The sequence below is a fragment of the Streptomyces sp. NPDC057307 genome, assembly GCF_042667665.1.
Lineage (GTDB): Bacteria > Actinomycetota > Actinomycetes > Streptomycetales > Streptomycetaceae > Streptomyces.
Genome location: NZ_JBHUZM010000030.1, coordinates 59,360 through 70,888 on the forward strand (window position 1 = coordinate 59,360; position 11,529 = coordinate 70,888).

At 67.3% G+C, this 11,529-nt stretch carries 10 protein-coding genes and 2 pseudogenes; 5 read left to right on the top strand and 7 right to left on the bottom strand.

The annotated features are described in order from the left end of the window. The first annotated feature begins 188 nt into the window (after window positions 1-188). A complete protein-coding gene (locus ACFUN8_RS14430; RefSeq protein WP_383635999.1) occupies window positions 189-872 on the top strand; it encodes a hypothetical protein in 684 nt (227 codons plus the stop codon). Window positions 873-880: 8 nt separating this feature from the next. On the opposite strand, the gene ACFUN8_RS14435 is transcribed toward ACFUN8_RS14430, so the two are convergent. The 3 genes from ACFUN8_RS14435 to ACFUN8_RS14445 all read right to left on the bottom strand — a co-directional run bounded on the left by ACFUN8_RS14435 (window position 881) and on the right by ACFUN8_RS14445 (window position 3,705). Beyond that, a complete protein-coding gene (locus ACFUN8_RS14435; protein ID WP_383636002.1) occupies window positions 881-1,420 on the bottom strand; it encodes a hypothetical protein in 540 nt (179 codons plus the stop codon). Beyond that, on the bottom strand, window positions 1,405-2,385 hold the full coding sequence (locus ACFUN8_RS14440; protein ID WP_383636005.1) for a polymorphic toxin-type HINT domain-containing protein: 981 nt from the start codon (window positions 2,383-2,385) through the stop codon (window positions 1,405-1,407). The genes ACFUN8_RS14435 and ACFUN8_RS14440 overlap by 16 nt, the downstream gene beginning before the upstream one ends. 246 nt (window positions 2,386-2,631) lie before the next feature. Continuing rightward, window positions 2,632-3,705: a hypothetical protein gene (locus ACFUN8_RS14445; RefSeq protein ID WP_383636008.1), complete on the bottom strand. Its 1,074-nt coding sequence runs from the start codon at window positions 3,703-3,705 to the stop codon at window positions 2,632-2,634. An 884-nt stretch (window positions 3,706-4,589) separates the two neighbouring features. Here ACFUN8_RS14445 and ACFUN8_RS14450 point away from each other — a divergent pair. Continuing rightward, the gene (locus ACFUN8_RS14450) at window positions 4,590-5,951 is read left to right on the top strand and encodes a tol-pal system YbgF family protein (protein WP_383636011.1); all 1,362 of its coding nucleotides are present in this window, start codon (window positions 4,590-4,592) and stop codon (window positions 5,949-5,951) included. Then, window positions 5,952-6,131: pseudogene (locus tag ACFUN8_RS14455) on the top strand (IS5/IS1182 family transposase); the annotation flags it as partial. Between the two features lie 285 nt (window positions 6,132-6,416). Here ACFUN8_RS14455 and ACFUN8_RS14460 read toward each other — a convergent pair. The 4 genes from ACFUN8_RS14460 to ACFUN8_RS14475 form a co-directional block, all read right to left on the bottom strand. Beyond that, window positions 6,417-7,646 carry a cytochrome P450 gene (locus tag ACFUN8_RS14460; protein WP_383636014.1) on the bottom strand — a complete coding sequence of 410 codons (1,230 nt, stop codon included), beginning with the start codon at window positions 7,644-7,646 and terminating at the stop codon, window positions 6,417-6,419. Then, on the bottom strand, window positions 7,624-8,409 hold the full coding sequence (locus ACFUN8_RS14465; protein WP_383636017.1) for a tRNA-dependent cyclodipeptide synthase: 786 nt from the start codon (window positions 8,407-8,409) through the stop codon (window positions 7,624-7,626). The genes ACFUN8_RS14460 and ACFUN8_RS14465 overlap by 23 nt, the downstream gene beginning before the upstream one ends. A 64-nt stretch (window positions 8,410-8,473) precedes the next feature. Further along, window positions 8,474-9,298 carry a class I SAM-dependent methyltransferase gene (locus tag ACFUN8_RS14470; RefSeq protein WP_383636020.1) on the bottom strand — a complete coding sequence of 275 codons (825 nt, stop codon included), beginning with the start codon at window positions 9,296-9,298 and terminating at the stop codon, window positions 8,474-8,476. 2 nt (window positions 9,299-9,300) lie between these two features. Beyond that, window positions 9,301-9,684, bottom strand: a complete 384-nt coding sequence (locus tag ACFUN8_RS14475) for a hypothetical protein (protein ID WP_383636023.1) — start codon at window positions 9,682-9,684, stop codon at window positions 9,301-9,303. 771 nt (window positions 9,685-10,455) lie between these two features. Here ACFUN8_RS14475 and ACFUN8_RS14480 point away from each other — a divergent pair. Both ACFUN8_RS14480 and ACFUN8_RS14485 read left to right on the top strand, forming a co-directional pair. Continuing rightward, window positions 10,456-11,246, top strand: a protein-coding gene (locus ACFUN8_RS14480) for an IS5 family transposase (protein WP_383636041.1) whose coding sequence is annotated in 2 segments (ribosomal slippage) — window positions 10,456-10,788 and window positions 10,791-11,246 — 789 coding nt in all. Because the reading frame shifts where the segments join, the coding sequence is not laid out codon by codon here. Between the two features lie 180 nt (window positions 11,247-11,426). Continuing rightward, window positions 11,427-11,529 (top strand): annotated as a pseudogene (locus ACFUN8_RS14485) (IS5/IS1182 family transposase); the annotation flags it as partial.

The window sequence follows — 11,529 nt, forward strand, 5'->3', positions numbered from 1 at the left end:
CTCTGTAGGTGCACCCCCGCGATCGACGGCCCGGTCCTGCCCGAGCCATCCTCGGCTCCCCTATCGGGCACCCGCTCCACACCCAGACAGCTCGTCGGCGAGAACTGCCGCTCTGAACGAGAACCCCGGAAGCCACTGACCGCGCAGCTCAGTGACCCTGTGTCAGACCGTGGTGATAGTTACGGGGCATGGACAACACCGAGACAGCTCCGCCCGGCGCCGAGCACCCCGGCGAAGCCGCTTTCAGGCGTGGATGCCAGGCCCTGGAAGCCGACTGGGACAGCGCAGGCGCCCTGTTCGAGGAGGCGGTGCGCCGGTCCGGCCGGGAGATGCTCTGGCGTGTGACCGAGGCGTACCTGGGCAGTGAGGAGGCCGGGCAGTGGATGCGTCGCGCCGTCGCCTCGGAGAGCGAGCCCGGCGGCATCACGGTGGCCCCGGGCACGCTGGGCATCGTGAGCCATGACGAGTCCGATTTTCGCCAGGTGTGGGATATCGCTGTCGAGTCGGACGACGATGCCCTCGCGGTTGTGGCGCTCAACGCCGCAGCGGACCGTATGTGGACGGTGCTGGAGGACGGCCGTGAACGCTCGCCGGAGGAGGCAGCGCCCAGGAACACCAGCGAAAGGGGGCCGCTCCCTTCCGACAGGAGGGGAGAACAGGACCTTGACGGTGCCGGGCCGGCGCGCAAACGGTCGGACTCCGTCGCGTTCACGGACACTTTCTGCCGCCATGATCACGAACGCCGCTCGACCGCGACCTGGAACAGGGAGTCGACCTCGCCGGCTAACGTTGCCGTCAACTACCCCCTCGTCAAATGCGAGAAACCCCGTCGGAAGGTCGGCTCCGGTGGGGGTTTCCCCCTATTCTCGTGAGGCTATTTCTACAGCCTCGAATTCACCGCACGCAGTCGCTCGCGACTTGCATCTCGATCGTTTTCCCGAAGCCGCAGGAGTGATCCACCAGAGCTGAGGTCATCGAGTAGGATTCGACGCTGACTTTCGTGCTCGCTTTCGAAGAAGGCACCTTGCAGAATATTTCGATCCAGCTGCCCTAGCGCAGTGAGGCATGCATGAGCGCAGCGAACTGCATCCTCCGGCTCTCCATTAGCGCGACACAGAAGCGCATAACGCAAGCACAGAACCCCATAAAAGGCGTAGATATCTGCTACATCCAGGAGTTCCCCTTCGGATGGCTGGAGCTCCGAAAATGCCTCCACCGCCTCCACGCGCACAGCAAATGCACTGCCCGTCAGGCTCGGATTCCAAAGCTCGTCCAGGATTTCCAGGTAGAGATCAACATCTTCCGCGCGGGCGTCATCCCCACCTCGTAGACCCGTGAAGAGCTGAGCCATGCGCTCGGTGCAGCTTGCCACGAACAAAGCAAGCCTGACTTGCTTACCCCCTCTCAGGGATTCGGCCACAGCCGCATCCACTGCCATACAAAACCCCTCTGGCGCGTTGTCGTTTTGCCACTGCCTGGGAAGACATTCCCCACCATTCTGCCACCTGAGCCCCGAATGATCGGAGCGCAGATCCTGAGGCACACATTTCTTGATGTCCCTCCCGCAACCGGCGCATATCCGAACACCTTCGCGTACAAGAGTGCATTCTGTTCAGCATGCATGCCGGGGACGTTAGGTACATGCATCTCGCGCCGACGGAGAGGAACAGACATCTGTGCGGGTGTCAAACCATCTCCGCTACCAGCAATCAAGTCAGGCCGGCCACGAGGGGTATCCACGCGCACAACAGCCACAGTGCTGACTTTGTTCTTGATGAACTCGTCTGGTTCCGCGGCGTGGATCGCACTTGCCCGTTGAGACAGGTTGCAGTTATGGACCAGGACCGGAGTGGCTTCCGCGAGCACATAGTAGGCGTGGATGTCCTGGATCGTGAGGTCGTGGGTGCGTTGACGCTTGGTGTAGTGGGTTACCTCGGCGATCTGGACGTGCGTGCCGGCGCTGGTGCGCAGCCACTGACCCGGGTGCAGGTCTCCGGCTTTCACCCACTTTTTGAGTTCGGGTACCCAGAAGGGGTGGGTGTCGGTTGCGACGATTCTCGAGTAGTCATCGTCTACGGAGATGGTGATCTCGGTGAAGTCCCTGTCGTCCTCCGTGGTGATGGTGGCGACGACTTTCTTCTTTGTGGTCTTCCCCGTCTTCGTGTCAGTGGTGGCTCCTTCGGCTTGGGCTGAGAGCTGGCCGGACACGCTGTGATCCGCTTTGTCGTCAAAGGCGTTTCCTATTGCGTTGCCTGCTGCTCCCGCTACGGCACCGCAGCCGGCAGCAGCGCCGAATCCGACGCCTCCCGTAGCCAGTCCTGCGCCCGCCGCCGCCCCGAAGCACGCTCCGCCCACTACGACTTCAGTGACGACGGAGGCGATCATGCCTTTGTTGTCGCCGATCCAGTTCCCCGCGTCATCCAACGCGTTGACCCATCCGCACTTGGACCAGAAGCCACAGTCGCTTCCTCCGCCTGAACTGCCGCTGCCGCTGCTTGGAGCGGAGGCGGTACCGCCCCCGCCGCCCTTGCCACCACCACCGCCACCACTTGGCTTGTGTCCGGGCTGCCACTCAGGGCCGCCCCCCCGAGCAAGACTCGATGATGCCGCACTGTGCGCCGCCGGGGTCCCTCAGGCCGGTGGGATCGCCGCGAGGGTGGCGGCGTCGATGGCGAGGCTGGAGGTGCCGTGGTGGTCGCCGGCGAGGAAGGAGAGTTTGCTGCCGGTCGTCCCCGCGGTGGCGGTGCGCAGGGCGATGGTCTTTCCTGCGGCTGTGTAGTAGCGGGTGCCGGCCAGGGTTTTGGCTGTGCCCTTGGTGGTGAGCCGGACTTCGCTGCCGCCACCGAGGTAGAGGACGGTGTCGCCGTCGCCCTTGGTGTTGCGGCTGATGAGGAGTTCGCCGCCGGCGTCGTAGAGATAGCTGGTGCCGGTGGCGGGTTCGGTGGTGGTGGCGAGTTTGCCTTCGGTGTTCCAGGTGAGAGTCTGCTGGGCCTGGACACCGGGACGGCTGGTGGTGCTGCCGGTGTCGTCGTATGTGTACGTGCCGGTCTTCGCCCCGGTAGTGCCGGTGAGGGGGTGTGGCTGGCCGGTCGGGGTGCCGTAGGCGTACGTCGTGGTGCTGTTGCCAGTGGTGGTGTGTTTGGTCTCGGTCTTGCGCTGGCCGCCCGTGGTGTAGGTGTAGCTGGACCAGTAGGGAGCCTCGCCGTCAAGATTGGTCGTGGTGCGGCCGGCGGTGGCGCAGTCGGGTGTTCTGGGGGTCCAGGCTTCGATGAGGCGGCGGTGGCCGTCGTAGGTGAAGCACTGGTTGTCGGTCTTCGTCGTGCCGCCGGTGCCCTGGGTGGCGGCGTCGAAGATCGAGGTGATGTTCCCGGCGTCGTCCTGGGTGAAGTTGAGGTCCTGCATGCGGCCCGGGTGCGCGGTGTCGCTGACGACGGAGCTCTTCAGACGGCGTGTGCCGGGCTCGTACCCATAAGTGAGGGTGAGGTTCTGGCTGGTGGCAAGGGTGAGTTGGCGCAGGTCGCCCAGTTCGGAGTAGGTGGCGTCCTTGAGGTAGGCACCGGTGCCACTCGCGGTGGTCTGGAGGCCCAAGTCGTTGTACTTGTTGGACACCGTCTCGGCGGGCAGACCGCCTACGGCCGGATTGCTGTACTCGCGAACGGTGCCGTCGAGGTTGTAGACGGTTGAGAAGTTGAGGGTGTCGGGCACACCCGCCTTTTTGTTTTCCGTGAACAACTTCAGGGCCGTGAAAGAAATGTGGGCATGAATCGCTCGACCGTGCCCACTAACCTTCCGCAGGGCTCCTCCAGTGCCTCGCCGGTATCCAGCACCTATCCAGCACGGAGAACGACTAGAGGCCCGACCTCGGAAGGCCGGACCCCTTGTGGTTGAAGCGCAACTCCGTCACATGCTCTTGCCCTACGTGACGTACTTCTGTCTCGGCATCAAGTGGCCTACTTCTGGCGCGACCGCACCCACGGCCGCCCCGACGGTTGGTCGCGTGGCCAACGCGTGACCAACAGCGGCCAGGAACAGGCAGAAACACCCAATTGGAGTCCAAACTAGGCGGGTGGCGAGACCTTCCACTCTGGCCATAAAGCGCCTGTGCAGAAGCCCTTCGCGCCTCGGTCCGACCAGGGGTGGCGGCCCCGGTCGCGCTCCAGGCGCGGGTAGTCACGAACGCAGTCCCAGATTCTGATTGATCTCCGTCGTCACCTCGGAGAAGTTCATGGTCATGAAGCGCAGACCCGGAGCCTCCGAGCAGCGGTGCGACGGGCTCGCGGTCCCAGACGCCGGTGAACCGCACTCCTGCCCGTGGGTGTTCGGGGCCGGCCGGGGTGAGGCGTCCCGCGAACTGCCGGGCCGTCTCGGGCCGCAGCACCACCATTCGGCCGACCGCCCGCAGTATCCCGCTCCCGGAGGTCACGGCCGGCCCGTTGAACGCTTGTGCGTTCGCGAAGAGGTGCCGTGATCGCTCGACAGTTCGGACCGCTGACTGTCCGGGCGGCGTCAACAGCGGGATGATGGGGGTGACATGGGAGAAATCCCCTGTCGTCCCATCGGCCTGCCCTCAACCGAGGAGACAAGGGGCCTTGGCCCGCAAACAGCCCAATCGACTTCTCACCGCCCTGCTGGACGAGGCCGACTGGAACCGGGCGGAACTGGCACGCGCCGTCAACGATCTGGGCGCGGCCCAGGGCCTGCCGCTGCGCTACGACCGTACGTCGGTCGCCCATTGGCTGACCGGCTCCCGCCCCCGCGCCCCCGTCCCTGACCTGGTCGCGGCGGCGTTCAGCCGCCGTAGCGGCCGTCTGGTCACCGCCGAGGAGACGGGCCTCGCCCGGCCCCCGCAGACGACGGGAGAATCCTTCCCTGGCCCGCTGTCAGTGGCGGGCCACGTGGGAGACCGGCTGGCCGCGCTGTCCCGCGCCGACACCGACCCCGTACGCCGGGCCCAACTCACCGGCTCCGTCTACGAACTGGCCGCAGAGGCGCCCTTCTGGCACCCCGGACGCCGTCCCGCACCGCGGAAGGGCGTGGGTCCACAGGCCACGTCCGGCGATCTCGAACGGCTGCACCGGATGATCCGGGTTTTCGCTGACCTCATGGAGCGTCATGGCGGTGACCACGCGCGTTCCGCCCTGGCGGCCTATCTCGCCGAGGACATCAGCCGGCTGCTGACCACGTCCGCCGTGCCCTCCCTGCGACGGGAGTTGTTCGCCGGCGCGGGGCAACTCACCCATCTCCAGGCCCGTATGAGCATGGACGCGGGCCATCACAGCGTGGCCCAGCGCTACTTCACCACCGCTCTCGACCTCGCCCGCGAGGCCGACGACCGCCGCCTGTTCGCGATCACGCTGCGCGCCATGAGCCTCCAGGCGCTGTTCCTCGGCTTCGGGGAGCACGCGGGGCAGCTCTCCGGCGCGGCCGTGGACACTGCGGGCTCCGGGACCGATGCCGCCACGCGCGCGTTCCTGCTGAGCCAGCGCGCGCTCACCCACGCTCATGCGCGGCAGCCCCACCGCGCCGTCCGCGATCTCACGGCGGCCGAGGCCGAGCACGACCGCGCCACCAGCCCCGCCGGGCCGTTCACCGGCTATCCCCGGGCGGGTCTCGACTACCAGCGCGCCCGGGTGTGCCTCGCCCTCGGGGACACCGCGGAGGCGGTACGAGCGCTGACCGCCTCAGCCGACGACCGCGCCGACGACCGTCACCGCTCCAGCGCCCTCACCCGGGCCCGGCTCGCCGAAACGCTGCTCTCCGTGGGACATCTCGACGAATCCTGTGTCCACTGGCACATCTTCCTCGATCACTACCCCAGCCTGCGTTCGGCCCCCGCGGACCAGGCTCACCGACGCCTGCGGACGTCCCTGCGCGGCTTCCGCCGCCAGCCGCAGGCCGCCGCCGTGATCCACCGCGCACGGGCCTTCCCGCCACGCCGCGCCGCCCGCTGAAGCGATCACCAGATCATCATCGACGCCGACACCCGCCTGTTCGTGGTGATTGGCCGGCCCCTGCCCGGCAACCGGACCACCGCAGGGCGTGGGAGGAGTCCGGCGCGAAGGGCGCCGTCGGCAAGGCCGACGATTGCCGACGGGGGGTATCCGGGCGCCGGACTCCTGAGACCTCACCGTCTGTTGCCTGGCGCCCGCCAGCCCATGGCCGCCTTCCGCCGCCGCATGTAGACCGGACTCGCCCCACAAGGCGCCGAGCGCCCTCGGGCGACGGAAGCCGCAGTGGCGAAGCCCAGATCGAGCGAGCACTCCAGCATTGCCGTACCTGACGGAGGTACGCGCCGACCGCATCGCCCGTTCGTCCGACACCGGCGCGCATCTCGTGGGACATGGTGATGATCCGCGAACCGCTCCGCCGGTCTCTCGCCCCTGTCTCCGACTGGTCGGCCGGTCGGACCGACGGGCTCAGGACCAGGTGACGGGCAATTCCGTTGGCCGGGTGAACAGGTAAGTGTCCGGTTCCCAGGCGATGTCCTCGTGCTTGGCCGCCAGCGCCAGATCCGGAAGATGTGTGAAGAGAGTCGACAGTGCCGTTTGCAGGTACTGACGGGCGATGTTGACGCCGAGGCAGAAGTGGGGGCCGGTGCCGAAAGTGATGGCGGGATCCTCACGCGTGCTGCGGTCGAGGCGGAATCGATCTGGCTGCTTGTAGTGTTCCGGATCCCAGGTCGCGGCGACCCAGGGAGTGACGACGGCGTCGCCGGCCCGGATGCGCACCCCGTGCAGTTCGGTGTCGGCCAGGGCGAGCCGGGGCATGGAGGTCATGCCGTTGTGATGCAGCCGCAGCAGTTCGGCCACCGCGGTGGGCCACAGACCGGGGTCGCGCCGTACGCGGGCGAGTTGGTCGCCGTGCCGCAGCAGGGTGTACACGCCCGTGGTGACCGGGCCGGTGACCGGTTCCGCGGAGGTGACGAACAGGTACATCACCGTGGCGTGCAGATGCTCCGCGGTGATGGTCCCGCGGTGGTGGGCGCGGATCAGCGCCTCGACCGGGTCGCGTGGTTCGCGTCCGACTTCGTAGTCGGCGCTCTTGGCTTCGATGACTTCGTCGGCGAAGTCGAGCATCCACCGGGTGGACGTGTCGATCTTGGCGGCCGGTGTCGTGTAGTCGACCTGTGAGCGCAGTCGGGGCACGATCTTGCGGCGCTGGCGTGGTGCCACGCGCATCAGGTCACAGGCCAGGGTCGCCGCGAGCGGATGTGCGTAGGCGCGGTGTAAGTCGGCGGGGTTGGGGCCGTCGCACAGTGCCGTCGCCAGGTCGGTGGCGGCCAGGGCGATGGCGGGTTCGATGGCCTTCGCGGCGGCCGAGCTGAAGAACGGCTGCACTACGCGACGTACGGTGGTGTGCTCGGGCGGGTCGAGGTTGAAGATGCCGCCGGGCACGCTGTTGAAATCGTCTCCGGCGATGCGCTGCCCGCCGGGGCAGGTGAGGTCGCGGGAGAAGTCGCGGCTTGATCCGATCGCGGTGATGTCGGTGCGGCGGGTCACCAGCCAGGCGCGGTGACCGGAGGGGAAGATCACCGGCGCCACCGGCCGTTCGCGCCGCAGGAGGTCGAACATCTCGGGGGGCAGGCCGTGGCCGCGGGTGGGGAAGGAGTCGGGCCAGGTCAGTTCATCGGGAATCGTCGTTGTCACGGTCGTTCCTCTCATCGGTGAGCACGGACAGGGCGTGGCCCGCCCCTACGGTGAGGCCGGGGACCAGACCGGCGGCCACCACGTCGTAGACGGGCACCCTGCGGTGGTAGACGAACAAGGCGCTGGGCCGCGCGAGCATGCCGGCCGCGTCCAGCAGCAGCGGGGCCTCGGCGAAGATGTAGCGGGTATTGATCTCGATCTGAGCCGTAGAGGGTTCCGTGTCGGTGGAAGTGGCCAGTGCTGTCCGGGTCATCGCGTGCACCGCTTCCCGCATCGGAGCTTGCGTGCGATAGGCGTTCTCGATGCGGGCACGGCTCTTCTGGTAGCCGGGGTGGGAGGCGAAACGGGTCATCACATGGACCCGCGTGTCCGTGTCGGTCACCCCGCAGTCAGCCAGGGTGCGCCGTGCGACGTTGCGCATGTTGTGGATGACACGCTTGGAACGCTGGACCGCGTGCCGCGGCGCCTTGCCGGCGGATATGTAGCGCAGCGCCGATTCGGGGGCCCCGGGAAGGACCACGTGCACGTCGGAGAAGGAAACGGCGGCGCTTTGGCACAGGTCGGTCACGGTCTGCGTGGAGTAGAAGGAGTTGAACGGGGACAGGCCCAGCACCAGGGTGCCGTAACGCTCTGCCAGGCGAGGGTTATGAAGATCAAACCCCTCTACCCGGAATCCGCTGGGGCCTGGGGTGTCTTGTGCCGCCTCTCCCGGGGGTCCGTCTGTATCGGTGTGGGGCGGTGAAGCTGTACGGACTCGGCTCATAGCAGCGGCCTCATTTCTCTGGGCGGTTGGGGCGGGTCGGTTGGGAGCCTGCGGGAGGGGTGAGTCACTTGTTCGGTGCCGACGAGGTCTCTTCGGCCGGGCAGGCACGGTTGTCGGGTACAGATCCCGGGCCGGCGTGCGCGTCGATGATCAGGGCGTGAGGGCAGTCGAGGTAGTTCGCCCAGAACGCTTCCCCGTACTTTGCGCGGCCCTCTTCGGACACGGTCGGGCGGGCCCATGAGACGCGGTCGAATCCGGCCGCCTCAAGAGCCTGCTCGTGCGCTTCCGCGGACCAGCGGAAAAAGTCGAGGTCCAGGACCTCCGGCCCCACCCACGCCCGCAGGTGTCCCGGTGTGCCCTCCGCCGGTGACTGCTGCGAGCTCAGAAGCATGCCGTAGCCCCGGTACCACTGCGGATCCGTGGAAAAGCCCGGGTTGAGGACCGCGGCCACGAACCGCCCACCCGTCGCGCGCAGCGCTCGCCGCGCCGTCGTACAGAACCCCTCCAGTGCCTCCCTGCTGGACGCGTAGGGCAGTACGTACACGGCCGTCACCACGTCGAATGAACCGGCGATGTCCGGCAGGTCTCCGGCGGCGGGGTCGGCGGCGTTCGCTGCCAGGTACTCCACGCCCAGTCCCTCGCGCTCCTCGCGCCGCCGGGCGTGCTCCACCATGGCGATCGACTCGTCCATCCCCACCGCACGCGCCGCCCCGGCACGGCGCAGCCGACGGGCGTACAACCCGCTGCCACACCCGAGGTCGAGCACATTCCGCCCGCGGATGTCACCGACCGCGTTCAGGAAGCTGTACGCCTCGACGTGCTCCCGGAACGGCATCTCCTCCATGCTGCTCTCGTACGCCGCCACCGCTGTGTCGAATTGGGAATCCACCGTCATCGCCTCGCTTTTGTGTGTCGTTGTGCTCGGCCGGCCCTGGAGTGCGCACGGCGGGGCACGGGTGCGTTGTTCCTCGTGTGCTGCTCTGTCTTGTCGCCGCGCCCCGGCGCCGTACGCGCCCGCAAGCGGCCGGAAGCGTGCACGCGTTGAACGCCGGAGCGGCGGTGCGGGCCGCCGGTCTCCAGGCCGGTCGTGTCCGTGCTCTCCTTGTCGGCGACCGCGACTCCGCCCACGCGAGTCTCAAGTCCCTCGACCTTGCCGTCGTACTCCGGCTGGATCCGCTTCAGCGTCTTCTGCACCCGGTCCTCGTCGCCGGTGATCCGCACCAGGACCATGGCGCTGCCGCCGCCCTCGCCGCGCAGGGCCGGAGCCTTGCCCAACGTCCATTAGGACAGGGCCTGTTCGACCCCGCCTCGGCCCCGATGCGCTCGAAAAGACGACGAACGCCAATTGTGATGAGCGTCGCGAATCGAAAGCCGCGCCGCCCCAATCGAGCAACGTGCTCGCCAGGATGGACAAGCCGGACCGGTGGCTGGACGGCCTCGCGGTCCTGGTCGACCTGCGGAACTCGTGCCCCCCCGGCCGTACAGGCCGAGCTCTCGGCTCAACGCGCCGCCGGAGCAGCCCTCTTGACGGCTCCGAGCGGCAACTGGCCACCGTCAGACGTTCAACGCACGCCCGAGGTCGCCATGCAACTCGAAACCACCGGCCCATGCCGCCTCACCGGGCCCCGATACCCCTGCGGCTCCGCCATACGCCTCCGCCCATGGCTCGCGCGAACCGTCCGCACCGCCGCTGCGGGAGCGGCTCACGGGTGGGCACAACCGCCCCTGAACTTACGCATCCGACCTCACGTCCACCCGGGGATTCATCATCGGCCGAGCACTTCCGGCACTGTCTCGGGAGCGGTTCGCCGTGCCGAGGAGGACACCCTCCACCTTCTCTAACGCCGGGCACTGGACCTTGAGATGACCGTCCTCACGCACCGTTTCAACAGCAGCGGTGCTAGACGATGCGATATGAACCATGAGTCATCACGCGGCTACCCAGCATGTGATTTGGTGCGTCCAGAAAGGCCCTCAAAGGGGGCGAGTGAGGCACAGCTAAGAGGTCATCTCATTTGGCTGATTGGGTAGTCTGGGCGCGTGATGATGGTCGAGCGTCTGGTGCCGGACGGGTTGTGGGAGTTGTTCCAGCGGGTGGTGCCGGAGGCGCCGGTGCGTCCGCAGGGTGGTGGCCGTCGGCGCCATGGTGATCGTGAGGTGCTGGCCGCGATTATCTTTGTAGCGACGACAGGTTGCACGTGGTCGCAGGTCCCGCCGGTGTTCGGGCCGTCCGGGGCGACGGCGCACCGTCGGTTCATGGAGTGGAGCCGGTTGCGGGTCTGGGCGAAGCTCTACCGGTTGGTGCTGGACGAGCTCGGTGCGCGTGGCGAGTTGGACTGGTCGCGGTGTGCGGTTGACTCGGTGAACATGCGGGCCCTGAAAAAGGGGATCTGACGGGTCCGAATCCTGTGGATCGAGGCAAGTACGGGTCGAAGATCCATTTGATCACCGAACGGTCCGGGCTTCCGCTTTCGATCGGCATCTCCGGCGCGAATCTCCACGACAGCCAGGCTCTTGAGCCGCTCGTGCGGGGCATACCTCCCATCCGCTCGCGCCGCGGGCCCCGTCGGCCCGCCAAGCTTCACGCCGACAAGGCTTACGACAGCCGCCACCTGCGGCAATGGCTCCGCAACCGGCACATCACACCCCGCATCGCCCGCAAAGGCGTGGAAGACGGGAAACGCCTCGGGCGCCACCGCTGGACCGTTGAGCGCACCATGGCCTGGCTCGCCGGCTGCCGCCGTCGCCACCGCCGCTACGAACGCCAAGCCATCCACTTCCTCGCTTTCGCCAGCATCGCCTGCACCCTCATCTGCTACCGCAGACTCACCAAATGAGATGATCTCTTAGCCGCCTCGCACCTCACCGAAGCCTCTCCCACCAGCAACGACGGGCAGCGCACCTCGACCCGTTCGCATCCGCATGCGACCCCCGAGAACCATCCGCCTCGCCCCCGCCCTCAGGGTGCTTTTCCTAAAGCGTGTTGCAGAAGGCTGTGAATCGGGCATTTCCGTTGTATGGGTGTGGTGTTGAAGGCTGAGCCGTTGTGGGTGGAGACGTTCACCGGGCTGCGGATGCGGCAGTTCGATCGGCTGCTGAAGGTGGTCCGGGAACGGGGCG

Excerpts from the sequence above, each read along its gene's own strand:
- ACFUN8_RS14430 (WP_383635999.1), top strand. The coding sequence starts at position 189 with ATGGACAACACCGAGACAGCTCCGCCCGGCGCCGAGCACCCCGGCGAA.
- ACFUN8_RS14440 (WP_383636005.1), bottom strand. The coding sequence starts at position 2,385 with ATGATCGCCTCCGTCGTCACTGAAGTCGTAGTGGGCGGAGCGTGCTTC.
- ACFUN8_RS14465 (WP_383636017.1), bottom strand. The coding sequence starts at position 8,409 with ATGAGCCGAGTCCGTACAGCTTCACCGCCCCACACCGATACAGACGGA.